Here is a 26,722-nt window from a genome sequence, read left to right as displayed (position 1 = left end):
CATCAAGATCCTCTGATCGAGCGATTTTAGATCAAGAAACCATCCAACGCCCTCTCCTTCTTAGTTTATTTGGATTAGGAACCAATACAGGTTTGAAAGCTGTTTCTGCTGGAAACAACTTAGATAGTTATCGGGAACTTCAATATATCCGTAATAAATTTATTCATAAAGATCATTTACGAAAAGCCAATGCGGAGGTTACCAACCATATCATCTACTATCGAATGAAAGAGGTATGGGGAGAAGCTACTACAGCCTGTGCTTCCGATTCGAAACATTTTGGATCGTGGGTTCAGAATCTTCTTACCGAATGGCATCCCCGTTATAAAAGACATGGAGTCATGATTTATTGGCATACAGATCGAAAGTCAGCATGTATCTAACAGCTTAAAACCTGTCTCTCTTCTGAAGTTGCAGCTATGATGGAGGGTGTTCTCCGTCACTGTACAGACATGGAAATAGACCGAAATTATGTCGATACGCATGGACAAAGTGTTGTTGCTTTTGCCTTTTGTCATCTGCTTGGTTTTAAACTGATGCCGCGCTTCAAAAATATCGGTTCTCAAAAATTGTATCGTCCTGAAGCTGGGATGAATGAGGAATATCCTCACTTGCAGCCTGTTTTAAGTAGACCGATCAACTGGGATCTTATTCGTCAACAGTATGAGCAAATCATTAAGTTTGCAACTGCTCTAAGATTAGGAACCGCATCAGCAGAAGCTATTTTAAAGCGATTTACCAGAGATACGAAACATCCGACTTATCTGGCTTTATGTGAATTAGGAAAAGCGATCAAAACCATCTTCTTATGTGATTATTTACACTTTGAGGAGATTCGTAGAGAGATCCATGAAGGGCTAAACACCGTTGAACACTGGAACTCCGTTAATAACTACATTTTTTACGGGAAAAATAGTGAGATTCGTTTCAATTCTCTAGAAGACCAAGAGGTGTCTGCGTTATCGCTCCAATTGCTTCAAAACTGTTTAGTTTACATCAATACCTTAATGGTTCAAGAGATTCTCTATAATAACAACCAATATTGGCTGAAGAAAATGACTCTTGAAGATTTTAGAGGATTAACGCCTTTATTCTATAACCATGTGAATCCTTATGGAACCTTTGAACTCAATATGGATCAGCGAATACCTATTAAGTTGAAAGTGTCATAGCTTTCATCATTTTGATCGGTGACAAAAAACCAGCTAATATCTTGTCATGATATTAGCTGGTTTTTGCAATAAACACATAGATGCGAAAAGAGCGCAATCCTTCCTCAACAATCGCGCCCGATTCTTGAACATCGGGAAACATTAATATATTTTAATTACATTTTTTGAATAATAAAGATTAAACAATCCGACAACTTTAGATTAAAAATGTCGAGTGTGTTTATACCGGCTTTGATATTATGTATTCATGAAAGGAGGGATATGATGTTAAAAGAATTGAACCAAGTGATTGACTATATTGAAGTTCATTTAACCGATGACCTCTCTCTTGAAAGTATTTCCAATTATGCTGGGATTTCCGATTACCACTTGAGAACGGTATTTTTTCATCTTTCAGGCATGACACTAAATGAATATGTAAAAAACAGAAAACTATCGGAAGCAAATAAGGATTTATTGAGTGGAGAAAAGGTAACAGATGTTGCTTTAAAATATGGTTATCAATCAATGGACGGTTTTACTAGGGCATTTAAAAAATGGTGTGGTTTTTTGCCCTCAGATGTAATAAAAAAAAGGGTAAGCAAATCATTTCCCAAACTTTCATTCGTAATTACTGTAAAAGGAGGAATATCTATGGAATTTAGAATCGAAGACAAACCAGCGTTTAATCTAGTTGGTATAAGTAAACGTGTCCCTATACAATTTGAAGGTGTGAACAACGAAATAGTAAAGCTTGCAGAAAGCATAACAGAAGAGCAAAGAAAAGAAATGCATTCTCTTCAAAATATAGAGCCTTATGAAATTGTTAATGCTTCTTACAACGCTGACCAAAATTTCCTAAAAGAAGAAGGGGATTTAACCCACTTAATAGGTGTATTAACGACTAAAAATCAAGTCAGCGATTTTTTAGACGTTGTGCCTGTTGAAGCTTATACTTGGGCAGTATTTCCAAGTGAAGGGCCATTTCCATCTACGTTGCAGGATACAATGGCAAAAACCTATTCAGAATGGCTTCCTTCTTCTGATTACGAAGTAATCAATGCTCCTACTTTTTCTTTTACTAAAATGGATAAGCATAAAAAAGATTACGCTTATAGTGAAGTTTGGCTTCCCGTGCGAAAGAAATAAACAATAGTAAGCATTCTATTGAGGATTAATGCAGAGCAACGCAGATTCAGCGTTGCTCTTTTAAAATTATTATTGTAGTCTACAATTACAGAAGGTGAAACTCATTATTAGTACAATCAATTCAATAATCTGGCCCTATTGCGGAACAAAAGTAAAAGAACTCTCTTCAGCCATCCTGCGGCTGGTTAGTTTAATAAGAAATAGCCCCATAAACGGACGTTTATGGGGCTATTTCTTATCACGGAAACAAACATTCTATTTTTCTCGTTTGACGGTACTAAAACTCATTCCCAAAAACAAAGTAACATTTTCTCTAACAAGTACCGTTTTTGGTGCTAAAATATATATAACTAGTCTTGAGAAGGTGACGAATGATGATTTTTGGTTACGCGCGAGTAAGTACGGAAGAACAAAATTTAGATATGCAAGTTGATGCATTAACAAAATTCGGGGTTGAGAAGATTTATAAAGAAAAATTAACGGGCACTCGAAGAGATAGGCCTCAATTAGAAGAGCTTTTAAAAGTTTTACGAAGTGGCGATAAAATTGTTGTATATAAACTTGACCGTATTTCACGTTCCACAAAGCATTTGATAGAACTGAGCGAGTTATTTAACGATAGGGGTGTACATTTTGTATCAATTAATGACAGTATTGACACTTCAACCGCAATTGGAAAGTTTTTCTTTCGTACAATGGCAAGCATCGCTGAACTAGAAAGAGATATTATTAGTGAACGAACAAAGTCGGGTCTTCAAGCAGCAAGATCAAGAGGAAAGAAAGGTGGGAGACCTACTAAGAAAGAAGATAAAGTGGAAATGGCTATTAAGATGTATAAGAGTAAAGACTATACAATTAAGCAAATTACAGTGGCGGCTGGTATCAGTAAGACCACGCTGTATAGGTATTTAGACAAGGCGCACTAGGGTTGTCTCAATAAGTTGGTTGTTTAAATTACATTTTATGTAAATCATCTGACGGACTAGAGCAGCAACCCTGTGACTAGGCCTAATAGCAATCGGCCCAAGTAATGCGTGACCAAAATTAGGTGCCATTCGTTCTTCTTCTGTATCAGTCCACTTTAAAGAGTAATTTAAGTTACTTTAAAAGTCAATTATTTATCAGAAAAATAAAAAAATCAGGTGAAAGCACCTGATTTATGAAGCGATATTTGTTTTTAATAATTGAGTTAAATAATTGGCAATCTCAAGCATTCCATCTTTACCTGCCCTTGCTTCCGCATCTGAATTGTAATTTGTATTTGTGTTTATATCGTAAGTATATAGCAATCCATTTCTATCTTTAATACATTCAATCCCAGCAATTTGAATGTCGTTCGCTTTTAGCATTTCAACATATTGCTCAGTGATCGAATTTGAAAACGAAGCATCAATTTCAAATTTAGCTTCGGGTTCTTCTCCAACTGGACAGTAAAGGTCTTCAATTGAGCAAGCATCTGCAGGACAGAGTTCAAACCCTTCAGAGGTATTGACTTTTACCGCATAAATAAATTTTCCACCTACAAATTCACATCGAGTAATAAAAGGCTCTTCTGATTCAATGTACTGTTGCAATAACGTGATGCCATCAACTGGTATTTCAAATGCGTCGCTTTCAACATACTCTGCTAAAGCATCTGTTGAACGGAAAAGTTGGACACCAAGTCCTTTGCCAGCTCGATTATGTTTTGTTATAAATGGTTCACCGATAAACGCTTTACTCGCTTCTATCAGTTCGTTTTTGCCAACCGCAACAATTGTTTTTGGGGTACGGATACCAAATTTCTCAAGCTCCATGTATTGAGCTGCTTTACTTAACTCAAGTCTAAGCGCCATTGTACCATTTACGACTGTTCTTCCGTAGCGTTCGAGCCAAGCCAAGATTGCACTAGCCAACTCTGGCGCATATCGATGATTGCGTGTATGTGAAGAAGCACTCATTCGATTATAAAAAATGCCTTCCGGCGGCACCTCATTTAAGTTCACGATGCCACTCGCTAGATGCCAATTTTCATAAGGTACATTTAATTCTTCAAAATGCTTAAACAATGGGGCTGTCCATTCATCATTTTCATGTATAACATAAATCTTCATATATTCTGCCTCCCGCCCATGCATACCAAATTCACTAAGTATAGTCGTGTATTTTAAAAAGCCAAGCAGCTTAGCTTGGCTACATCATTTCACAAAGATCATGCGATCAATGAGACAAATCAACATTATGGTACACTTGTTGCACATCTTCCAAATCCTCAAGTGCATCAACCATCTTCTCAAACTGCGTTTGTGTATCTTCCGGTAACTCAACGTCGCTTTGTGCAAGCATCGATAATTCAGCTACTTTAAATTCTTCTACGCCAGCTTCACGAAAAGCTTGTTGAACCGCTTGAAACTGATCAGGTTCTGCATAAACAATAACCACTTCATCTTCTTCAAGAATGTCTTTTGCATCAACATCTGCGTCCATCAGTATTTCTAATGCTTCATCAGCTGTTTTTCCTTCAAATCCAATGACTGCAGTTGCATCAAACATATACGCTACAGATCCACTTACACCCATGTTGCCACCGTTTTTACCGAATGCAGCTCTCACATCTGACGCTGTTCGATTCACATTATTTGTTAAGGCATCAACGATAACCATTGAGCCATTAGGTCCAAAACCCTCGTACCGCAATTCATCATAATTTTCTTCTGACCCGCCTTTTGCTTTTTCGATTGCTCGATCAATAATCGCTTTTGGCACATTGTATGTTTTCGCTCGTTCAAGAACAACTTTTAATGCTTGATTGGCTTCAGGATCAGGTTCTCCTTGTTTGGCTGCTACGTAAATTTCACGTCCAAATTTTGCATAAACCCGACTTGTGTTTGCGTCCTTTGACGCTTTCTTTTCTTTAATATTATTCCATTTGCGCCCCATATTCGTGTCACTCACTTTCACAATATATTCAAATGAATCCCTTCCATTATAACGCAAATTCTTTACATATGCGGGAAACAATTCTAATGATCAATCCATTGATACTCTCCCCATAAGTCAACGGTTACATCAAAAGGAATCTGAATATACACCCCACCGTTGTAAAGCCTTTCATCTTCGTTAGTACTCTCTCTCCTTCCTGACTCATTAGTAGCCTCTGTTAGTACTTCGCCTTGATATTCGCCTCTCATCGCTGCTGTTACAAAAGGTTGTTTGAACAAAGAAAGTGGAATGCGGTCCTGATAGTCTGCAGTTAATTCTATGACCAATTCATCCCCTTCTTTACCTACATTCACCTCATTTAAGTGAAGTGGCTTATCTGCATGATACTGCCAAATTCTCATTTCATCATCTAAATCTTTTCGTTTTTCTAAGTAAAACTGGTGATGATCGTAATTGTTAGGAGTGATAGTTAAATGCTTAAAATGAGATAGTGGAATTGTTTTCTCATCTGTTAATGTAGTCAGTTCTAAATCTAATGGTGAGTTCATCTGAAGTTGTTCGAATTCTGCTGTAAATTGATAATAAGATTCTGGATATAAACTTTGTTCGTCTTTATAATCAATTGATAAGGCGTGATACATAATTGGGCTTAACAATAGAAGAAAAAGAAACAAACCAACAAGGTAATAGATGATGTGCCACTTTTGTAACAGTTTTGAAGAAACGATTGCTAGTATCAATAAACCAATAATTACGCCAATAATAACAAACAAACCAAGAAACATGGACACTAGCGATTCACCTCTAATCTAGGTGCTGGAATAAACATGAGCAGGAATAAAAGAGTGCAAACAATCATCATTTTTAATGCCCAACGGCCTAAAGACGATGTAAGAAACAGAAAATCAAAAACAAACGAGACAAGATGACTAGCCACATTTGAATTGCCATACCCTAAAGATAACCAACCGTAAAGAAAGAATCCGATTCCCGATAGAATCATAACGAGTAAAAATCGCTTCCATTGGACGAGCCATACGGCTAGTAATGTGGAAGTTGCTAAAGATAAGTAAAAAAGAAAAGATGCACTAAATTCTATGAATTGGCTGGAAATGGACAACGTTTGTTCAAATTCATCTACTCCAGCAAACAGAGACAGTAAAACACGATGCGTATAAGAAGAGAATGCAAACACAAGTGCTGAAATAAAGCTAAACAGAAAGAGGCAAAAGTAAGTGCTAACGACATTAACGAGTCCGTTTGTTACAAAAGGTACTACTAGTGAATCATACCGTTTTCTTGTTAACAGAAGTGCAACATACACGATCGATAGCAATGTCATAATAAACAACATGTCCGTCGAATAATAAGTGAGATTGAATGCTTCATAACTCTCTGACCTCTGCACAGTTAAACTAATGAATAACCCAATAAATTGAATAAATAAAGCATTGATAAAGATTGGATAAAATGCTTCTATTTTAAATAACAGTTGCAATCGTATCATCTTAATGAACATTGTGAATACCCACTTTATCTTCTGAAGTTAAATAGCGACAAAGGTCAGCGATCGCTACTGAATGAATTGTCAGTCCCTTTTGTTTATAGTTTTGCACGTCGTCTAACGTCACATTGGCAACGACAACATATTTATGATGTTCAGCAAAAACCTCTTGAAACAAAATGTTTTTTTCACTAGTGGCACGGTCAACTGTCTCTTTTGAACCGGATATTCCAATTGCATACTGTTCGAGCTCTTCTTTATTCATAGAAATTAATAATCTGCCTTTATTAATTACAACAAGATGGTCACACAATTTATCAATCTCACTTATATAATGGGTCGAAATAATGATTGCCCGAGGATTGAGTAAATAGCTTTTTAATAGCGCTCGAAAAAACGCTTCTCTTGTCGGTTCATCCATTCCAAGCGTTGGCTCATCAAAAATGGTAAGCGGACAATTAACGCATATACCGATAAGCCCACGGATTAGACTAGCTTTGCCTGTTGAAAGTTCTGATACCAAGGCATTAGTTGGGATGTGAAAAAAAGCCATCAGTTTTTCCGCCAACTCATTATTCCAGTTCGGATAAAACCGTTTCATCTGTTTAAAAAGACGTTTAACAGTCATCGTTGGAGCGATTGGTGTATCCGAACGAAAGAAGAAAATAGACTGTGAACCTTTCAGAGAGACAAACGGATTGTTCTCATAAACAACTACTTCACCTTTTGATGCTCTTATCTCTCCTGCTAATAATTGAAGCAAAGTTGTTTTACCTGCTCCATTTGCACCGATTAACCCAGTAATACCAACATCTTCTAAAGAAAAGGACACATTATCCAAAGCAAGCTTGGACTTATACTTTTTCGATACATGTTCAATTCGAATGGGATTTTTCATGCTTTCTTGTCTCCTTTGCTATATGAAGTATGAAGTAAGGATATTAATTCCTCATATGAAACACCTAATTGCTGCGCTTCGTTCACAAGTTGTTCGACTAAGTCCACTAATGAGCCTCCTCGTCTTTTAGCTTGAATCTGTTGCGCTGCATTTTCTGATACAAACATGCCGAGTCCTCGTTTTTTATATAGAATGTTTTCATCTAATAAGCGAGTTAACCCTTTTGCTGCAGTCGCAGGATTAATAGTAAACATCTCTGCTAACTGATATTGCGAATAGATCTTGTCATTTGTTTGAAAATGACCTGACATTATTTCTCCTTCAAGCCATTCCGATAGTTGAATATAAATCGGTTTGGTGCTATCTTGAAAAATCAATTAAGCTGCTCCTCTCCGATTAATAACCAATCATCTGTAGGATAATGCAGAACCAGATTTGTTGGTACTTCGATTTCAATGGTGCGTGCATATGTTACTGATGATGATGTAAATTCATTTAAAAAAAATGAAGATGAATGACTTTTTTGAGTAAATTGAGTTGAAAACAGTTCTTCATCCATTAATGCAAGGATTGATTTCTCGTTCGACCGTAAAATTTTAAGATGACCCCTGTTGTATTCAACTGTGATACTTGGCATAAATTCCGGTTTTATCATCTGATCATCTTGAATGGCATATTGATACTCACGTACGACGATTTTTTCTTTACCGGTTGGACGAATAAGAAAAATGGCATCATGCCCATTAGCCGAAAGTGATTCTCCAATAATAAGTGAATCACCCTTTACTTGAAATGATTGCTTATTTACAAGAAATTTTTCTTCAGTATCACTAATTTCTAATGAATGTCTCAATTCTTCAGAAAACGTTTTATACTGATTTTCTAGTTCCTGTTCGGTAGAAAGATCGTGAATAAAGACATTACTAGTAGGAAGAAAATAAGCAACAGGAATAGAAGCGATCATTAGGCTAAAATAAAGGGCTACAATGATATAACCGACTTTTGTTGCTTGCCTCGATGCAAAACGTCTCAAATATATACTTCCGCCAATCATAATGATCATGAGTAAGATAAAAAGCAAAGCAGTTATCATACGCTCACCTCTTCATTCCTTAAGCTTATGAACGCTAATAACGTAAGAATGATTGATGCACTGCCCATCTTAAGAAAAAAGAAAAATGGGTCTGATTCTAGAAAGAAATAGGACAGGAAATTCTCTAAACTACTAAAAAAGAAGAAAACAAGTGCTAGAAATAAGAGGATAAATACTTTATGAACTTGGAGGAGAGTGCCAACAAAATAGCCAATTGAAGCAACGAATACCATATACGTAATTGAGACGGCGAGACTTGATATGAAGCCACTAATAGAGGACATATGTGCTGGTAACACATGATCTAGAACCGCCGAAGTAAAGCTAATAACATAGATTTTTTGAAGAAATGAAGCTGAAAAAGCTGTTGTCCCCGCAAAAATTGCTAGAGTAAGTAAATAAAGAATAGAAGAAAGGTGTTGGCTTTTTGTATTACTAACGAATGTAGTCAAAGAATAACGTTGGGCTTTAAAAGTCATCACGACAGCAATTATGCCGATTGTAATAATGGATAGGACTGTTACAAGCTCAGTTGACAAATAATAGACTTGTACTTGACCACCATAATAATCAAAATCACTATGTGGCGAAACGGAAACAAACAGTCCAACTAGTTGCATAAATAATAAGAAAAAAACAAACAGAAAGTTATGTCGTAGTTTATAAAAATACTGTTGTTTGACTACAGGCCAAAACAATTGGTTCTCTCCTTCTTTATTGGAAAACATCTTCTATTCTCCCTCTTTCATCATGAGTGTGGTATGAACAAAACTCACTAACCGTCATTGGGCGAACCGTAAGCCCTGCTTCAGCAGCGGCACGGTAATCAGAATAATTGAAGCTGTTTTTCACTAATAATCTTGAATACTCCGCTATCGAACTTTCTTGTAATTGATCGATCACGTAACCCTTTGAGAATTCAGTCACCTTCTCCCTTGGGCCTTCCACAATTAATCCATTTTCCTTAATTGATTCTAAATCATCATGTCGTACAATTTTCCCCTTTTTCATAAGAAGAATATGATCAAGAATGAATTCGGTTTCTTCCAGATGATGTGTGGTCATTAGAAACAAACGTGGAGAATCAAGAAATTCTTTAAGAAGTACTTTGTGGAACAAAACTCTCATTGTTTCATCCATTCCCGTCGTTGGTTCATCAAGTAATGTTACTGGCGTTCTAACAGCTAGAGAACAAATGGTTCGCATGACACTTGCTTGACCAGTGGATAAGCGGTGATAACGTGCTTTTATTGAAAGCGAAAATTGCTCACATAACGTCATTGCCAACTCTACATTCCAATTAGGATAAAACGTCCCTAATTCATAAAAAATATCTTCTACACGCATATCTTGATAAAAAAGCTGTGTGGTGTAGTTAAAATAGATTTTTTGTGCTGCTGCTATATATCGTACGAGAAAAAAAGTTGTTTGTTGATGTGAATAGCCAATTTTTTTGGCAATATCATCCGGGAATGAAAAATGGAGTTTCTGATTTATTTGTTCGATGATTTGATAGTCTTTACTACCGGTTTCTTCATAAAGCTCCCGTAATAATGCGGCTTCATTACATTCCTCAGTTTCTAGACCTCCTTTGACAAAATCAATCTCATAAGCGATTGATTGTTTTCCTGTCAGTGTTTCAACTGTTTGTTTTTTCACGAGAAGAAATTCATTCTCCATAATAATAATTGCGCCTACAGCAAATCGAATCAATCTCGTCACCTCCACTAATATGATAAGATGAAAACACATTAAAACAAAGGGTGAGCCAAATGAATGACCAAAACGAACTCGAAAAAAACATCATTGCTTCCTTTAAACAAGATGAAGCAATGATGATCTTAGTTTTTGCTCAGTGGTGTGTTAATTCCGACCTGGATCCAAAAACGCTTTACTTTGAAGCCTACCCACACCAAGCCGAAAATGAAGAGCTAAACCGAGCGCTCGAATTAACCGTTTCAAAAGAAGAATCTGAACCTATCGCTAGCGAAACAGTACTACAAGTGCTACAACTTTTCGGAAATGAAGATTTAGCATTTGTTGTTTCTTCATACGCAAATAAATAAGACGCGCTAATGCGCGTCTTATTTATTTGTCGTCGTGAGCTGAAGATCAACAGATACAGGACAATGATCGCTTCCGAATATGGAGGAATGAATATGCGCATCTACTAGAGCTGGTCGTAGTTGTTGGTCAACTAAGAAATAATCAATCCGCCATCCAATATTCCGTTCTCTAACCTTTGCCATGTACGACCACCACGTAAATGAATCGGCATCATCTGGATAAAAGTAGCGGTATGTATCAATAAACCCAGCATCAAGCAACCTATTAAACGCCCCTCGCTCTTCATCGGTAAAACCAGCATTGCCGATATTTGAACGGTCATTTCTTACATCAATTGGCTGATGAGCCACATTTAAATCACCACAAAAAATAACAGACTTCTGTTCTTTTAATTGAGTTAAATAGGCGGTAGCTGCTTTTTCCCATTGTAAACGATACGTCAAACGACTTAAATCACGTTTAGCGTTTGGCGTATACATCGTCACTAAAAAAAATCGCTCGTACTCTAATGTAACAACACGGCCTTCATCATCAGGAAACTCTTCACCAATACCATATGTAATGGCCAGAGGAGTATGTTTAGTGAAAATGGCTGTGCCAGAGTAGCCTTTTCTCTCTGCATAATTCCAATATTGTTCATAACCAGCTAAATGAAGCTCAATTTGACCTTCTTGTAATTTTGTTTCTTGTAAACAGAAAAAGTCGGCATCAATCTCATTAAAAAAGTCTAAAAATCCTTTTTTAACGCATGCTCGGATTCCATTCACATTCCATGAGACAAATTTCATTGATTGTAAGACTCCTTTGTATTCATTCTTTCATAGTGTAGCATAGAACAAAAAACACAAACACAAAAAAGGTCGCTTCTGGCTGCGACCTTTAGGTTAATCCAATTTCCAAATCTTCAGCTAAGTCTTCCACATCTTCTAAGCCAATTGATAAGCGGATTAGCGAGTTCGTGATGCCTAAAGCTTCTCTTCTTTCGATAGGAATGGATGCATGTGTCATTTTTGCTGGAATTGAAATGAGACTTTCAACTGCGCCAAGGCTTTCTGCTAACGTAAAGTAAGTGGTATTCGTAATGACATTGTTTGCGATTTCTTCTGTCAATGTTGTAAATGAGATAATTCCTCCAAAACCCCTAGCTTGCAAAGCATGCGTGGTATGACCCGGATGATCAACAATCCCTGGATAGTAGACACGATCAACATTTGGATGACTTCGCAAATACTTCACGATCTGACGAGCATTTGTTTCAATCTCTTCCATCCTAACGCCAAGAGTTTTTATCCCCCTCATTAGTAGCCAGCTGTCACTAGGACCAAGGACGGCTCCAGTTGCATTTTGAATAAAACCAATTCTTTCTGCAATCTTTTCTTCTTTTACAATGACTGCACCAGCTATGAGATCACTATGGCCCCCTAAATATTTGGTTGCACTATGCAAAACGATATCAGCACCAAGCAGCAATGGATTTTGCCAATAAGGTGTGGCGAAGGTATTATCCACAATGGTAATGAGTTTATGACTAGTAGCTAATGCAGCTATTTTCCGTATGTCTGTCACTTTTAGAAGTGGGTTTGTTGGTGTTTCCAAAAACAAGGCTTTCGTTTTCGCGTGTATCCGTGTCTCCACAGCGCTTAAATCCGCAGTATCAACAAAATCGACATGAATTCCTTCTTCATTCAACACTTTTGTAAATAACCGAAAGGTCCCACCGTAAACGTCATCGGTTACAAGGATATGATCACCAGCAGAGAACAGTTTCATAACTGCAGTGATCGCTGCCATCCCGGATGAAAAAGCAAAACCCTGTACGCCACTTTCTAAATCAGCTAATAAAGATTCAAGAGCATTCCGTGTAGGATTTCCGGTGCGACCATATTCATACAAGAAGTTGCCAATGCCATCTTGCTTAAACGTACTTGCTAGCTGAATCGGTTGCGTTACTGCACCAGTCACTTGGTCAATCCCTATCCCACCATGTATAAGTTGCGTTTTTTTCCTCAATCGATTCCCCCCTCATATATACCCTTACTTAAATATCGTTCTGCGCCATCTGGAAACACAGTAACTAAATGAGAACCTGCTTTAGCCAAATATGCTTCATGTAGAGCAGCTTCTAGCACTGCTCCAGAGGAACTCCCAACTAACAAGCCTGCTTTCCTGGCAATTTCCGCTGTTCGTTTAAATGCGACTTTATCTGAAACTGTATAAATTTCGTCAAAATAAGTTGTATGAACGAAATCAGGAATAAACTCCATCCCAATTCCTTCTGTTCGATGCGGGCCAATTTCCCCGCCATTTAAAATCGATCCTTCAGGTTCAACAACCACTGTCCGAATTCCAGGGTACTGTTTCTTTAAATAGGTTGCTGTTCCAGAAAACGTTCCTCCCGACCCTGCACCTGCGATAAATACATCGATATGGCCATTTAATTGAGCATCAATTTCTGGACCAAGTGTTTCAAAATAGGTTGCAGGGTTTGCATGATTATGAAATTGCTGTGGGCAAAACGTATCTTTCATTGATTGTTCTAATTTTTTTGCATGAGCAATTGCCCCTTTTATACCGTATTCACTTGGCGTATTAATGACAGTAGCACCTAATGCTCTCATGATTTGTTGCTTTTCAATACTAAATGAATTAGGCACAACACATATTACTTTAACCTCGGTTCCTATAGCTGCAAGTGCCAATGCGATTCCCGTATTACCAGCAGTTGGTTCAATTAAAGTACCGGAAGAAGTAATTTTATTCTTCTCAATTGCATCACGTAATAACTTCACTCCTAATCGGTCTTTAATACTGCCTCCTGGATTTAAAAATTCTAGTTTTGCAAATAACCGTACATTGTTTGGCAAAACAAACGATGTTAACTCGATCATTGGTGTACGACCAATCAATTCATGGACATTTTTGTATACATCCATCAGGACACCTCATTTGTTAAGCTTTTGTTGTAGCCTATGCGTTTAGTGTAGGTTGGTGCTTGTTTTTCTTTAGTTTCATCATTCGGTATGTGAAATTATTTACGCAAATAAAAAAAGACCCGCGAAGGTCTTTTTTTACAGAGATACTAATTGAGGATATACTTCTGCTAGTAAACGATACGAGTGCAAGCGATCACGAAGCTCTGGAGCGTGCGTAAGTACAATAAACTCATCTACATTCAGCTCAAGAGAAAGTTCATCAAGTTTTCTTTTGACATGGTACTTGTCCCCAACAATCGCTCCATGTTTTTTGGATGTGATCTCTTTACGTTTCTTCTCGTCTAATTGCCTTAACAAGTAGTCTGCTTCTGCCAAAGTAGGAATTGAGTTAAGTGGTTCTTGTTGTTCATTATAAGCATGCCATATTTGAACAGAACGGTATAGCTTCTCAGCTCGTTCTTGCGTTTCAGCACATAGAACAGAAACACCTACGATTGCCTTTTGGTTTCCTGTCTGACGCTTACGATAATGCGCGATCACCTCGTCACTATCTTTCTGATTCATAAAATGTCCGTACACATAATGTAGATTATGTTTTGCGGCGAGTGCAGCACTCTTTTTTGATGTTCCTAAAATGTAGGCCGTTGGTGCCTCAAATGGGATAGGAACAGCTTGAAGCTTGCTGTATTTGTGATCGTCAGGAAAATCCCGCTCCAAGAAGTGCATCAACTCCTCCACTCGTTCATCCATTGTATGAACCCGTTCAATAAAGTTGCCTGATAATGCTTCCGAGGACTCTGCTGAGCCACCAGGAGAACGGCCAAGACCTAAATCAACTCTTCCCGGAAACAAATTTGCTAACATATTAAAGGTTTCCGCGACCTTGTATGGTGCATAGTGAGGAAGCAATATCGCACCAGCGCCAAGTCGAATCGAATTCGTCTTTGCTCCAATATAAGCAAGTAGTATTTCAGGAGCCGGTGACAAAAGCCCATGTAAATCGTGGTGTTCAGCAACCCAATAGCGGTGGTACCCCAAGCTTTCTGCAGCCAAAGCGAGATCTGCGGTTTCTTTTAAAGCAATTTCATTTGTTGTTTCGCTAGAGCGCGGTACTTGGTCGAGGATACTGAGCTTCATCCAATTAAGCCTTCTTTCATTTTGTGTTCCTCTTACCGTATCGAATTTAGTCGATTTTAGCAAATGATAACCATTAAAAAAGCAGAATGGAAAGGGCCCATTCTGCTTTTAGCGTGCTTTTTTTATTTTTCCTGATTTCCATTTCTCGTACAATTGAATCGCTTCCTTGTTTTTCTTTTGTAAATTAACCGTAAACGGAGAAGCAGCAAAAGCTGGCAGCACACTGCTTGTTGACTTCTTCGTCTTTTTCTTCATTAACTTTCACCTACTCGGGACGTTTTGTTATACAATACCCTATTCCTCCCTAGTTAATCTGGTGCGCCTGATTCAAAGGGTCGTCTTGCTCCTCTTCACTGCCAGAAGACAGCAAGTCATAAATCGCCACTAGTGTCGCAAACAATAGTGCATCAAACTCTGTTAAACGTTCCTCTGATGACAGTTTTATTACATGATGGTTGCCTTGTAAAATCACAGGTATAAAGATTAACTTTTCTTTCTCTCCATAATAAACATCTTGGCGTTCTAAAGTAGCGCTAACTGTAATGCGATCTTTAAAATGGGTAAGCAAATGATCTTTATCCCCTTTTGTCATGAAAGGGAAAACACTAGCCTCGACCTCTGTCTTCTCGGCATATTTCATAAGAATTTCTCTCACACCCGTAATATATGCACGATCCCCCCCGTAATAGACATTGATCGGATCACTTTTTAATAAACGAAAAAATGCTTTTAGTCGTTCTTGTTGTGTTTGTAAGACTTGATCATTTGCTTCAATCAACTGACCTGTATCGATTGTAAATACATTTGAGCCAATTCGTTGAATATAAGCACTTAAGAAAATAAATATGTCTACAACAACAAATAAACAAGCTACAATCAAATAATGGTGCCACTTTATAAACAAACTATCTGGATAGATCGTCCAAGTAAGAGCCGCTCCAACTGTAAACAAGGCATACCATGCTTTTCGAATAATGGGAAGCCGCTTCTTTGTCTGTTCTGCCCATTTCCATGATGCAAATACATAGAAGGCTAGCCCGCTTACGCTCAGCCAAACAAGAACTTGAAAAATAAAAAGCATTGCTTTCTGGCCCCCTTTTGCACGTTGTTTATAAAGTGTATGAGGGCAAGCGCCAAAGTAGTTTATTTCCCAATACAATCCATAAAAAAAGACCTGATTTTTATGGAAATCAGGTCTTTTCTCATTATTAATCTTCTTTATTCCATGCTTCAGCGATTAACTTAAATGACTGAAGTTGTTTTTGTTCGTCGTATATATTTGTATGAAGCATTAATTCATTAGCTCCGGTTTTAAAAGCGAATTCTCGAAGTTGGTTGGCAACCTCATTTGCATGCCCAATAAATGACCCCCCAAGTTGTTCCATAACTAATTGTTTTTCGTAAGGCGACCATAACTCTTCCATGTTCGAAACGGCTGATTGAATTTTTCCTGGTCTATTTCGTATCATTGAAAGAAATTGTTGGTACAAAGTTGAGGCTAGTATTTCTGCTTCTTCGGAAGTTGTCGCAGAAATAGCATTAATTGCTACCATACTATAAGGCTCACTCATTTGTGCCGATGGTTTAAACGAATCACGATAAATATTTAATGCCGGAATTATGTGCTTTGGTGAAAAATGCCCTGCAAACGCAAAAGGCAACCCGAGTTCTCCTGCCAATTGCGCACTAAAACCACTTGAACCAAGAAGCCAAACTGGCACTTGTTCTCCTTCCCCAGGAATTGCACGAACCCGATTCGTTGCATTTTCTGGTTGAAAATACTGTTGCAGTTCGTCAACTAATGCAGGAAAGTCATTTGCGTCTTGCCCGTGACGCCGGAGCGCGTGAGCAGTAAGCTGATCTGTGCCTGGAGCTCTTCCTAAACCTAAATCAATTCGATTTGGAAAAAGTGCATTTAGTGTACCAAATTGTTCGGCAATAACAAGAGGCGCATGGTTTGGTAACATAATTCCGCCTGACCCAACTCGAATTGTTGACGTTGCTTGAGCAATTTGACCAATTAAGACAGCTGTTGCGGAACTAGCAATTCCAGGCATATTGTGGTGTTCAGCGACCCAAAAACGATGATAACCGTATGATTCAATCGCCTTAGCGCTCGTTATTGTTCGATTAAGCGCTTCTCCAACTGATTTCCCCTCTTGTACCGGAGCTAAATTCAATGCAGATAACTTTATATTTTTTTTCATTAATTAAACCTTCCTTTTTATCGTGACTGTCCATATTGTATAGTTGTCATAAGGAAGATTCAATTTATGTGCTTTACGACCCATTTTTGAATCATAAACACATTTTGGTTAAAAGAGTTTCCCAAATAACGAAAATGTGCTTACTCACAAAAAACAATCACTTCGTTTAAAAACATCTATTCTTTTACAACTAACTGTTTTCTGCGAGAGTTTGACATTGGATTCAACAAGTGATATCTTATGTTTCCTGACCTTTTAAATAAAAAATTTAAGCAGACTACTTGAAAAGTCAAAAATGGTCAGTTATAATAAACGTATAGTAATCAGCCACTACTCGTTAATGGCTTTTTTTTACAACAAAAAGGTCAAATATAGTCAAAGTCAAAACGTACATTTATTATATTAGGAGGAATGAGTCCATGAAATGTCAACACTGTCAATCTCGTGAAGCTGCGGTATCGTTGAATGTAGTTTTAAATCAACATAAAAAACAAGTCGCATTGTGTGAGACTTGTTTCCGTGAAATGCAACAATCTCAAGGACAATCAAATCAATTTCAATCTCTGTTTAATCAATTTATGGGTCAACAATCTTCTGACCAAAGTGGACATATACGAACGAAAGAACAAGAACCTGAAGAAGAAAGTTTTCTGAATCAATTTGGTCATAATTTGACTTCTTCTGCACGTAATGGAGAAATCGATCCAGTTATTGGACGCGACGATGAAGTTGAACGGGTTATACAAGTCCTAAGCCGTCGTACGAAAAACAACCCCGTTTTAATTGGCGAGGCCGGTGTTGGTAAAACAGCTATCGCCGAAGGGTTGGCTTTACGAATCGCAAACGGTAATGTGCCAATTAAATTAGCAAACAAGCAGATTTTTTCACTTGACTTTGCTTCATTGGTTGCAGGTACAAGTTATCGGGGGCAGTTTGAAGAGCGAATGCAACAATTAATTGATGAAATTAGCGAACGTGAAGATATGATTTTGTTTATTGATGAACTACACATGATGGTTGGAGCCGGAGCATCAGGAGAAGGCAATATGGATGCAAGCAATTTACTGAAACCAGCTCTTGCACGTGGAAACATGCAATTGATTGGGGCTACAACTCTTTCTGAGTACCGCAAAATTGAAAAAGATGCTGCGCTTGAACGTCGTTTTCAACCTGTCACTGTAAAAGAACCTACACTCGATCAAGCACTTGAAATTCTTAAAGGTCTAAAAACAGTTTATGAGCGTTATCATGGTGTTCGCTACTCTGATGACATATTAGAAGCATGTATAAACTTATCTGACCGCTACATTCAAGATCGTTTCTTACCTGATAAGGCGATTGATTTACTTGATGAAGTTGGTTCACGTTTATCCTTAGCCTCTAACCACGAGGATAAAGCGACAATTGAAAAACGACTAGCTGATATTCAAGACCGGAAACAAGCAGCGACGAGACAAGAACGCTACGAAGAAGCCGCATCTTTACGTGATGAAGAAGCGACACTTAAAACCAAACTTCAAGCAGCTGAATCAGAAATAAAACCGATTGAAGTAAAGCTTGAAGATATACAAGGTTTAATTGAACGACAAACAGGTATTCCAGTACAAAAACTTCAAAAAGCTGAACAACAAAAAATGAGAGATTTGGGTTCTCGGCTTGCCAGTAAAGTAATTGGACAAGAAGATGCTGTTTCAAAAACAGCTAAAGCAGTCAAACGAAGTCGTGCGGGTCTCAAAGCTGGTAACCGTCCGATTAGTTTCTTATTTGTCGGCCCCACAGGTGTCGGTAAAACCGAGTTGACAAAGCAGTTAGCTCAAGAAGTATATGGTAAGAAAGAAAGTATGATTCGCCTTGATATGAGTGAATTTATGGAGAAGCACTCCGTTTCAAAACTAATTGGTTCTCCTCCTGGCTATGTTGGTCATGAAGAAGGTGGACAACTAACTGAACAAGTACGTCATAACCCTTACAGCATTATTTTGCTCGATGAAATTGAAAAAGCACATCCTGACGTACAGCATATGTTTCTACAAATCATGGAAGATGGCCGGTTAACGGATAGTCAAGGTCGTGTTGTATCATTCAAAGATACAATGGTGATTATGACCTCGAATGCAGGTGTTGGCATTAACAAGCCTTCTCTTGGCTTTAATGCAGAACAACAAAAAACACTAGGTATTTTAGAAAATCTAAACGATTACTTTAAGCCAGAATTCCTTAATCGTTTTGATGCCCTAATCGAGTTTAACCAATTGACTGAAGATAATTTAGTTGAAATTGTTGATGTGATGTTGGATGACTTGAATAATCGTCTTGCACTTCAAAACATTACGATGGACGTAAGTGAGCAAGCCAAAAAAGAACTTGCAAAACAAGGTTACCACCCATCATTTGGCGCAAGACCACTCCGTCGTGTTATCCAGGATACAATTGAAGATGACATTACTGAGCTCGTGATCGATGATGATCAAATTAGCCATGTGAGCGTGGATGCTAAAGAAGGTAAAATCATTGTTACGAAGGCTTAAACAAAACCCCGCACCTTTGTTGGTGCGGGGTTTTCGTATTGTCATGAGTCATCAACTTATTTTTACTTATTTATGGTGTAGATCCCTGTGCTGCTGATACATAACGGAAAGGCTGCCAACTTACATTAAAATAAGCATTCTGATCAATTATTTTCAACCCTTTATATCCATGTCTGAAATTGACCTCAATTAATACAAGTCGCCTCTTTTTTACAGTATTTAAACTGAGGGCGTGAGACCTTTCGACAAATGCGTAATTTCCTCTGACGGTCCCGTTTTTTAATTCGAAGTTCTTCAAAAATGTATTAAACCCTTTTTGATGTAGATGTCTACGATAAATATGAGTTGGCACTGGTACATATTGAAGACCCACCTATTCGTGCTCGCTTTATATACAAGACCTTTAACGTGCATTTCCTTTAAATTAATCCAGTCAAGCGAAAATGCCACCACATTCATCTTCAGAAATGATTGAGCAATCATTCTGTCACTATAATGTTCTTACGTGTATTCAGGCGTATAATCCTTTGGACGGTTCCCGAGCAATAGGCCGGTTGTTGGCCGTTTTTTAATTCATCTCCTAGTAACAACTGATACGTTTGATTTGGATATAAAAATAAGTTTTCCGATAACGTCTTTACTTACATAAACGAAACTGTTTCTATCACACCATCCTGCTCCTCAGAGGAATGTTTTTCACCAGACCGATCCCTTCATTCGATCGTAAGCGACACATCTCCGCCTTTTTCATTAGTTTATGTTCCAATTATTTTTACGTTTAGAGCAAATGCATACAAAAAACACACAATTCTGTTTTGGATTGATGAGAAATTGCCAAATACAGTACGCTACATGCAGTTTTTGTCGGGAATGAGCTACGAATTTAGCCATTATCACCTAAAATGATTTGTTAGATTACAAATTTCATAGGTAAAGAAAACCAATTGTAATCAGTTTGTAACATAATCACAAACTGATTGTGATGTTCGTACGTTAGATTAGGAACTGGGAAAACAAATCGATGACATTACGTCATGTTTATTATTTAAACTTATGGGGGAATATATTATGTTTAAGGCAAATGTTAAGAAATTAGTTGTACGTACATCAGTAATAATGGGACTAGCTACTACAGCAACAATTGCAACAAGTCAAACGGCTGACGCAAATGTTGATATGAATAAAGTTGATGCAGCTGAAAAGAAACAAGCTCAAACTCAAACAACTTCTGAACAAACAGAATCAAATACAAACCAAGCAGCGGTTACAACAGTTCGTTATGGTGATACGAATGAAACAGTTGGTAAAATTCAAGGACAGCTTGGAATTCCACAAGATAATATTTACGGACCTCAAACAGAACAATCTGTTCGTAAATTCCAAGAAAATAACAATTTACAAGTTGATGGTATTGCCGGTCCTGCCACGCAAAAAGCTTTAAACGCAGGTGGACAAGCTACAGCTTCTACTAGCAACGTATCTACTAATACTACAACTAACAACTCTACAGCTACTACTAATACAGAATCAAGCTCTTCTAACTCTACTTCAACTGCATCTACTCCTGAAGTAAATGAAGAAGTAAGCACAGAAGTTGCAGGTGAAACAGTTTCAAATAAAGCGCCAGCTTCATCAGGTGGTCTTGTACAAACTGCTTTAAACCAAACTGGTGCTCCTTACGCATGGGGTGGTACTTCTCCAAGCGGATTTGATTGCAGTGGCTTTATCAATTATGTATTTAATTCACAAGGTAAAAGCATTCCAAGAACTGCTCAAGCTATGTATGATGCTTCTTCTAAAGGAAGCCCAAGTGTTGGTGACATTGTCTTCTTCTCTGGTACATATGACTCTGGTTCATATATCTCTCATGCAGGAATCTATATTGGAAATAATGAATTCGTTCATGCTGGATCACGAGGCGTTGAGACAGCTAGCTTAAACAATTCTTATTGGAGCCAACACTATGTTGGTGCTGGAAGCCTTTAATAGCAAAGTTATTAAAAGAAGAGCCACCTCTGGGATGGCTCTTCTTTCTTTATAGTTTTACCACCGTTCTACCTATACCTTCTCCTGCAAGCACCTCATCAAATACTTCTTCTAATTGTTCTAACGATACTTCTCTTATCAGCTCGTTCAATCGTGTCGGCTTTAAGTCACTTCCTAACCTTTTCCACGCATGTGAGCGCTCTGACATTGAACATGTCACTGAATCAATCCCGAGCCAATTGATTCCCCTTCCGATAAAAGGCATTACGTTTGTTTCAATGTCTATTCCTCCTGTAAACCCACTTGTGGCAACTGAACCCCCTCGTTTTATTGTTGTTAATAGATACGAGAGTGTTTTTCCACCAACCGCATCAACAGCTCCTGCCCACTCTGCTTTACGCGTTGTTTTACGATTCGTTTCTTCTAAATCGCTACGATCTACTACTTTTGAAGCGCCAAGTTGTTTTAAAAATGAGTGAGCCTCTTTTTTCCCTGTACCGGCAATCACCTCATATCCCAGATTCGCTAACATATGAACCGCTAAACTGCCTACCCCACCTGTTGCTCCAGGAACAACAACCGGTCCCTTACTTGGATTTAATCCATTGTTCTCTAATTTTCGAATCGATAAAGCAGCTGTCAGTCCAGCGGTTCCAAGCGCCATCGCTTCCTTTAATGACAACCCGTCAGGCAACGGAATGACCCATTCACTTGGTACCCGAGCAAGTTGTGCATAACCACCATTATGACCAGTTCCGATACGATAACTTGTTGCGATAACTTCTTGCCCTTCTTGGAGGGAAGGTTCTGATGACTCAATGACTGTTCCAGCTAAATCGATACCAGGAATAAGCGGGGTGATATCCGCTAAATCACCTTTTCGAGCAACCAAGGCATCTTTATAATTAACACTTGAATAAGCGACTTTTATAAGTGTATTTCCCTGCGTTAACTGTTCAGGTTCCCATTGCTCAATCTGATTTATCACATTGTCTCCATCTTTTCTTAATACATATGCTTGAAAAGTCATTTTAAAAATCCTCCTTTATTCCTCTCCCTTATCTTATTTCCTTTCTTAATTATTCTTAAACGTAGATAAAATGATTGTCAGTCGATCCTCCATTTGATACGTTAAGATAGACGTATAGTGATTGGGAGGTTACTTAATTGACAAAACAATTAAACACGATTGATTATGCTGCTGAAAAAGATAAGAAAGATCCACTGGCTCGATTCGCAAAAGAGTTTTACATACAAAAAGGAAAAACGTATCTTGATGGCAATTCCCTTGGGTTATTAAGTAAGCGATCAGAGCAGAGCGTCATCAAGTTACTTGAAGCTTGGAAAACGCACGCAATTGATGGTTGGTCTGATACACAACAGCCTTGGTTTACTTTATCAGAGACAATCGGAGCAAAAATGGCAAACCTAATTGGTGCGAATGCACATGAAGTCATCGCCACTGGTTCAACGACTATTAATTTGCATCAATTACTCGCAACTTTTTATGAACCAACTGATAAAAAACCATTTATACTAAGTGAAACCTTAAATTTTCCGACTGATATCTACGCAATGCAATCTCATTTAAAGATTCATGGTCTACATTCTGAGAAACACTTAAAGCTTATCAAAAGCGAAGACGGTTACACACTATCTGAAGATGCAATTATTGAAGCAATGACCGATGATATAAAGATCATTATTCTTTCAAGTGTTCTTTATCGAAGTGGACAGCTGCTTAACATGAGAAAACTAACTACTGCTGCACATGAACGTGGAATTTTAATCGGTTTTGACTTATGTCATTCAATTGGTTCTGTTCCCCATCAATTAAGCGAGATGGGTGTAGATTTCGCTTTTTGGTGTACGTACAAACACTTAAACGGAGGACCAGGTAGTGTGGCTGGACTTTATGTTAACGAACGTCATCATGCTAAAACGCCTGGATTGCTTGGTTGGTTTGGTTCTGATAAACAAGTACAATTTGATATGGAACCAACATTTACAAAAGCTGCTGGAGCTGGAGCTTATCAATTAGGCACACCACATCTCTTGTCACTCTCTCCTTTAATCGGCTCACTTGAATTAATTGAAGAAGCTGGAATTGGGCCTATGCGTGAAAAATCACTAAACTTAACACAATACTTACGCGATCTTTTGGAATCGCTTCCAGAAACAACCAATCTTCTTATACGTACCCCAAAAAACGATGAACGTAGGGGTGGTCACATACTCATTGAGCATCCAGAAGCAGCGAGAATATGCAAAGCATTAAAATCAGAAGGAATTATACCAGATTTTCGTAGTCCAAACGGTATTCGAATTGCTCCTGTAGCTCTCTATAATTCTTACAGTGATGTACTTCATTGCGCTTTAACTCTCGCAACTATACTTAAGAACCGCACGTATAAAAATTATGAAAATACTCGAGGAGTGATTGCATAATGACTTGGATTGACATTACGATGCCATTAAACAATAAGATCGCCCATTGGCCAGGAGACACTCCTTTCTCTTATTCTTTATCAGCCACAAAAGAAGAAACAGGATCAGTAAATGTGGGTAGTATAACAATGAGTACGCATACTGGAACTCATGCTGATGCACCGTATCATTACAAAAATAATGGCTCAAAAATCAATGATTTGCCTCTCGAACTCTATATAGGAAAAGCAATGGTTATTAATGCTATTGGGGCTTCTTCACTTGATCGTTCATTATTTGAACAATTTCCATTAGAAAACAAGACAAGACTTTTAATTAAAACAACTGAAAACAGAAATTTAGAAGAATTCTCTTCAGATTTTCCGACAGTAACACCCAATGGAGCGGCATATTTAGCAGAACAAGGTATAAAATTGATTGGCGTTGATGCTCCAAGTGTTGATTCGATTACAAGCAAAGATCTACCTGGCCACCACTCTCTTGATCAGGCAGGTATTGCCATTCTAGAAAACCTTGTTCTCGATCAAATAGCCGAAGGAATTTATGAATTAATTGCACTGCCTTTATTGCTTCATGGAGCTGATGGTAGTCCTGTCCGGGCAGTTATTAAGTTAATTAAAGAAGGGTTCGATTCAAATGACAAATAAAGATCATTATTCGGGTTTGCATACGGATTTTAAAGAAAAAATGACTTATGGTGATTATTTGCAACTGGATTCATTATTATCAAGTCAAAACAGGCTTTCTGGTCACCATGATGAGATGCTTTTTATCATCATCCATCAAGTAAGCGAATTATGGATGAAACTAATGATCCATGAGATCAAAGGTGCGATTCATTCGATCAAGCATGATCAATTCCAACCGGCGTTTAAACAACTTTCCCGCGTTTCAAAAACCCAGGCTCAAATTATACAAGCCTGGGATGTTCTATCCACCCTAACTCCAAGTGAATATAGTGAATTCAGAGACTCCCTTGGACAAGCTTCAGGTTTTCAATCGTATCAACATCGACAACTTGAGTTTGCACTAGGTAAGAAATCAGATCATATCTTAAAAATTTATGCCCATGATCAAGCCTTACATGAGGACCTGTTAACTGATTATGAGAAACCAAGTTTATACGATGAGGCCATTTATGCACTTTCTCGAGCAGGACTCTCAATAGATGATGATCTTCTGCAACGTGATATCACACAATCACATACCACATCTTCTTCTGTGTTAAAGGCATGGCAAAAAGTATATCAAAACACAGACCAATATTGGAATTTATATCAATTGGCAGAAAAACTTGTCGATCTAGAAGACAGGCATCAACAATGGCGGTTTCGCCACTTAAAAACAGTTGAGCGTATTATCGGATTGAAAAGCGGTACAGGAGGTTCAAAAGGGGTTCACTACTTAAAGGCAATATTAGACGAGTACTTTTTTCCGGAATTATGGCAACTCCGAACATCTTTATAAATTAAAACCAAGGGCTTATAGCCCTTGGTTTTAATTTGTCGTCCACTTTGAGATTGTCTTATGTTCGTAGTTTATTAGGTTATCAATAAGTACATCTACTTCTTGTTCCACTAAATATAATTCCTTATAAGCTTCATTCATAAATCCCTGCTCGATTGTATGGTCAAGCATTCTTAGCAGCGGATCAAAAAAATTGTCTACATTTAAAAAACTACATGGCTTATTATGATAGTCTAATTGTGACCAAGTAAACACTTCGAACCACTCTTCAAGCGTTCCAGCCCCACCTGGTAAAGCGACAAAACCATCTGCCAATTCCGCCATCAACGCTTTACGTTCATGCATTGTTTTAACGACATGAAGCTCTGATAGATTCTGATGAGCGATCTCAACCCGCTTTAGCTTTTCAGGAATTACCCCAATAACACGGCCACCAGCACTTAAACATGCATTTGCTACCGCTCCCATACATCCAACTTGAGCACCACCATAAACAAGTGTGATCCCCTTTTCTGCCAAACGTTCGCCAAATCGTTCGGCTTGTTGAAGATAACCAGGTTTATTCCCTACACTAGAACCACAAAACACTGCAATTGCTTTCATCTTGTTTTCATCTCCTCTTTTAGAATTTATACGCGATAGGTTGAGACAAAGGGAGTTGCGCTATTAATAAAGCGCCATGGATAATGTTTTGCTTGACGCGCACCGCCAATCCCTACCCGCTTTGTTGCAACCACAGGAGATTCGATACTCCCTTTTGCAATATAAAGTGATTGATTGAACAACGAATGCCCATAATAATCCATTGTAATCCCCATTGCCTTTGTTAATTTGCCAGGCCCATTACTAAATTGCTTGTTTCTTAATGGCATCCCTCTAAGTTTTTCCATCTTTTCAATACCAGAAATTGGTTCAATTGCTCGTATCAAGACGGCTTCAGGTTGTCCTGGTTTTTCACAGACTATATTCAGTAAGCAATGCGTATGCATCGAATACGTATAAATGCGTCCTGGTTCCCCGTATAAAACTTGTGTACGCTTCGTCTTTTTTCTTCCAAAGCTATGGCATGCTGGATCAAGCACACCTAAATAAGCTTCTGTTTCCGTAATTTGACCAACCAAGTACTCATCATCTAAAAAATGAATTAGATATTTTCCTATTAACGATTTTGCTAACAACAGAGTCGGTTGCATATAAAATGAGTGATCTACTGGAGAAAAAAAATGCATGGG

The 26,722-nt window shown here is 38.0% G+C and carries 27 protein-coding genes and 1 pseudogene; 9 read left to right on the top strand and 19 right to left on the bottom strand.

Annotated features, from left to right (window positions below; translation table 11 throughout):
• Window positions 1-11 precede the first annotated feature (11 nt).
• The 3 genes and pseudogenes from BK584_RS02075 to BK584_RS02060 form a co-directional block, all read left to right on the top strand.
• A pseudogene (locus tag BK584_RS02075) lies at window positions 12-1,172 on the top strand (Tn3 family transposase); the annotation flags it as partial.
• 264 nt (window positions 1,173-1,436) lie between these two features.
• On the top strand, window positions 1,437-2,300 hold the full coding sequence (locus BK584_RS02070) for an AraC family transcriptional regulator (RefSeq protein ID WP_078391050.1): 864 nt from the start codon (window positions 1,437-1,439) through the stop codon (window positions 2,298-2,300).
• Between the two features lie 374 nt (window positions 2,301-2,674).
• A complete protein-coding gene (locus tag BK584_RS02060) occupies window positions 2,675-3,226 on the top strand; it encodes a recombinase family protein (RefSeq protein WP_078391048.1) in 552 nt (183 codons plus the stop codon).
• A 231-nt stretch (window positions 3,227-3,457) separates the two neighbouring features.
• Here the strand turns inward: BK584_RS02060 and BK584_RS02055 are convergent, their stop codons facing one another.
• The 9 genes from BK584_RS02055 to BK584_RS02015 all read right to left on the bottom strand — a co-directional run bounded on the left by BK584_RS02055 (window position 3,458) and on the right by BK584_RS02015 (window position 10,430).
• Window positions 3,458-4,393, bottom strand: coding sequence for an ATP-grasp domain-containing protein (locus BK584_RS02055; protein WP_078391047.1), 936 nt, complete (start codon window positions 4,391-4,393; stop codon window positions 3,458-3,460).
• Between the two features lie 106 nt (window positions 4,394-4,499).
• On the bottom strand, window positions 4,500-5,219 hold the full coding sequence (locus tag BK584_RS02050) for a YebC/PmpR family DNA-binding transcriptional regulator (protein ID WP_078395348.1): 720 nt from the start codon (window positions 5,217-5,219) through the stop codon (window positions 4,500-4,502).
• An 83-nt stretch (window positions 5,220-5,302) separates the two neighbouring features.
• Window positions 5,303-6,013 (bottom strand): hypothetical protein, encoded by a 711-nt coding sequence (locus BK584_RS02045; RefSeq protein WP_078391046.1) that lies wholly within the window; start codon window positions 6,011-6,013, stop codon window positions 5,303-5,305.
• The gene (locus tag BK584_RS02040; protein WP_078391045.1) at window positions 6,013-6,741 is read right to left on the bottom strand and encodes a hypothetical protein; all 729 of its coding nucleotides are present in this window, start codon (window positions 6,739-6,741) and stop codon (window positions 6,013-6,015) included. Before BK584_RS02040 ends, BK584_RS02045 begins: the two co-directional genes overlap by 1 nt.
• A complete protein-coding gene (locus BK584_RS02035; protein WP_078391044.1) occupies window positions 6,731-7,624 on the bottom strand; it encodes an ATP-binding cassette domain-containing protein in 894 nt (297 codons plus the stop codon). The genes BK584_RS02040 and BK584_RS02035 overlap by 11 nt, the downstream gene beginning before the upstream one ends.
• Window positions 7,621-8,001 carry a GntR family transcriptional regulator gene (locus BK584_RS02030; protein WP_078391043.1) on the bottom strand — a complete coding sequence of 127 codons (381 nt, stop codon included), beginning with the start codon at window positions 7,999-8,001 and terminating at the stop codon, window positions 7,621-7,623. The genes BK584_RS02035 and BK584_RS02030 overlap by 4 nt, the downstream gene beginning before the upstream one ends.
• Window positions 7,998-8,717 (bottom strand): hypothetical protein, encoded by a 720-nt coding sequence (locus BK584_RS02025; RefSeq protein WP_078391042.1) that lies wholly within the window; start codon window positions 8,715-8,717, stop codon window positions 7,998-8,000. The genes BK584_RS02030 and BK584_RS02025 overlap by 4 nt, the downstream gene beginning before the upstream one ends.
• Window positions 8,714-9,445, bottom strand: coding sequence for a DUF2254 domain-containing protein (locus tag BK584_RS02020; RefSeq protein ID WP_078391041.1), 732 nt, complete (start codon window positions 9,443-9,445; stop codon window positions 8,714-8,716). Before BK584_RS02020 ends, BK584_RS02025 begins: the two co-directional genes overlap by 4 nt.
• The gene (locus BK584_RS02015) at window positions 9,432-10,430 is read right to left on the bottom strand and encodes an NUDIX domain-containing protein (protein ID WP_169871008.1); all 999 of its coding nucleotides are present in this window, start codon (window positions 10,428-10,430) and stop codon (window positions 9,432-9,434) included. Before BK584_RS02015 ends, BK584_RS02020 begins: the two co-directional genes overlap by 14 nt.
• Before the next feature lie 59 nt (window positions 10,431-10,489).
• On the opposite strand from BK584_RS02015, the gene yxiS reads away from it, so the two are divergent.
• Window positions 10,490-10,783 carry a protein YxiS gene (gene yxiS, locus BK584_RS02010; RefSeq protein ID WP_078391039.1) on the top strand — a complete coding sequence of 98 codons (294 nt, stop codon included), beginning with the start codon at window positions 10,490-10,492 and terminating at the stop codon, window positions 10,781-10,783.
• An 18-nt stretch (window positions 10,784-10,801) separates the two neighbouring features.
• Here yxiS and BK584_RS02005 read toward each other — a convergent pair whose 3' ends face one another.
• The 7 genes from BK584_RS02005 to BK584_RS01980 form a co-directional block, all read right to left on the bottom strand.
• On the bottom strand, window positions 10,802-11,572 hold the full coding sequence (locus BK584_RS02005; protein WP_078391038.1) for an exodeoxyribonuclease III: 771 nt from the start codon (window positions 11,570-11,572) through the stop codon (window positions 10,802-10,804).
• Window positions 11,573-11,663: 91 nt separating this feature from the next.
• Window positions 11,664-12,794 (bottom strand): bifunctional cystathionine gamma-lyase/homocysteine desulfhydrase, encoded by a 1,131-nt coding sequence (locus tag BK584_RS02000; protein ID WP_078391037.1) that lies wholly within the window; start codon window positions 12,792-12,794, stop codon window positions 11,664-11,666.
• Window positions 12,791-13,717 carry a PLP-dependent cysteine synthase family protein gene (locus tag BK584_RS01995; protein ID WP_078391036.1) on the bottom strand — a complete coding sequence of 309 codons (927 nt, stop codon included), beginning with the start codon at window positions 13,715-13,717 and terminating at the stop codon, window positions 12,791-12,793. The genes BK584_RS02000 and BK584_RS01995 overlap by 4 nt, the downstream gene beginning before the upstream one ends.
• A gap of 135 nt (window positions 13,718-13,852) precedes the next feature.
• Window positions 13,853-14,854 carry an LLM class flavin-dependent oxidoreductase gene (locus BK584_RS01990; protein ID WP_078391035.1) on the bottom strand — a complete coding sequence of 334 codons (1,002 nt, stop codon included), beginning with the start codon at window positions 14,852-14,854 and terminating at the stop codon, window positions 13,853-13,855.
• Between the two features lie 108 nt (window positions 14,855-14,962).
• On the bottom strand, window positions 14,963-15,109 hold the full coding sequence (locus BK584_RS24425) for a hypothetical protein (protein ID WP_169871006.1): 147 nt from the start codon (window positions 15,107-15,109) through the stop codon (window positions 14,963-14,965).
• Between the two features lie 49 nt (window positions 15,110-15,158).
• Window positions 15,159-15,935: a type II toxin-antitoxin system SpoIISA family toxin gene (locus tag BK584_RS01985; RefSeq protein WP_078391034.1), complete on the bottom strand. Its 777-nt coding sequence runs from the start codon at window positions 15,933-15,935 to the stop codon at window positions 15,159-15,161.
• A gap of 127 nt (window positions 15,936-16,062) precedes the next feature.
• Window positions 16,063-17,061, bottom strand: coding sequence for an LLM class flavin-dependent oxidoreductase (locus BK584_RS01980; RefSeq protein WP_078391033.1), 999 nt, complete (start codon window positions 17,059-17,061; stop codon window positions 16,063-16,065).
• 419 nt (window positions 17,062-17,480) lie between these two features.
• On the opposite strand from BK584_RS01980, the gene BK584_RS01975 reads away from it, so the two are divergent.
• Complete coding sequence (locus BK584_RS01975; RefSeq protein WP_078391032.1) at window positions 17,481-19,589, top strand: ATP-dependent Clp protease ATP-binding subunit; 2,109 nt, start codon at window positions 17,481-17,483, stop codon at window positions 19,587-19,589.
• Between the two features lie 1,068 nt (window positions 19,590-20,657).
• Window positions 20,658-21,575: a C40 family peptidase gene (locus BK584_RS01965; protein ID WP_169871005.1), complete on the top strand. Its 918-nt coding sequence runs from the start codon at window positions 20,658-20,660 to the stop codon at window positions 21,573-21,575.
• Window positions 21,576-21,624: 49 nt separating this feature from the next.
• Here the strand turns inward: BK584_RS01965 and BK584_RS01960 are convergent, their stop codons facing one another.
• On the bottom strand, window positions 21,625-22,605 hold the full coding sequence (locus BK584_RS01960; protein ID WP_078391029.1) for an acrylyl-CoA reductase family protein: 981 nt from the start codon (window positions 22,603-22,605) through the stop codon (window positions 21,625-21,627).
• Between the two features lie 137 nt (window positions 22,606-22,742).
• On the opposite strand from BK584_RS01960, the gene kynU reads away from it, so the two are divergent.
• The 3 genes from kynU to kynA are packed head-to-tail and all read left to right on the top strand — an operon-like array spanning window position 22,743 to window position 25,490.
• On the top strand, window positions 22,743-24,023 hold the full coding sequence (gene kynU, locus BK584_RS01955; RefSeq protein ID WP_078391028.1) for a kynureninase: 1,281 nt from the start codon (window positions 22,743-22,745) through the stop codon (window positions 24,021-24,023).
• On the top strand, window positions 24,023-24,670 hold the full coding sequence (kynB, locus tag BK584_RS01950; RefSeq protein WP_139365595.1) for an arylformamidase: 648 nt from the start codon (window positions 24,023-24,025) through the stop codon (window positions 24,668-24,670). The genes kynU and kynB overlap by 1 nt, the downstream gene beginning before the upstream one ends.
• A complete protein-coding gene (gene kynA, locus BK584_RS01945; protein WP_078391026.1) occupies window positions 24,660-25,490 on the top strand; it encodes a tryptophan 2,3-dioxygenase in 831 nt (276 codons plus the stop codon). The genes kynB and kynA overlap by 11 nt, the downstream gene beginning before the upstream one ends.
• Before the next feature lie 30 nt (window positions 25,491-25,520).
• Here kynA and BK584_RS01940 read toward each other — a convergent pair whose 3' ends face one another.
• On the bottom strand, window positions 25,521-26,093 hold the full coding sequence (locus tag BK584_RS01940) for an LOG family protein (RefSeq protein ID WP_078391025.1): 573 nt from the start codon (window positions 26,091-26,093) through the stop codon (window positions 25,521-25,523).
• A 26-nt stretch (window positions 26,094-26,119) separates the two neighbouring features.
• Window positions 26,120-26,719 carry a DNA-3-methyladenine glycosylase gene (locus tag BK584_RS01935; protein ID WP_078391024.1) on the bottom strand — a complete coding sequence of 200 codons (600 nt, stop codon included), beginning with the start codon at window positions 26,717-26,719 and terminating at the stop codon, window positions 26,120-26,122.
• Window positions 26,720-26,722: the final 3 nt, after the last annotated feature.

The organism is Shouchella patagoniensis, assembly GCF_002019705.1.
GTDB classification, from domain to species: Bacteria; Bacillota; Bacilli; order Bacillales; family Bacillaceae_D; genus Shouchella; species Shouchella patagoniensis.
This window is presented reverse-complemented; position numbering and strand designations above follow the sequence as displayed.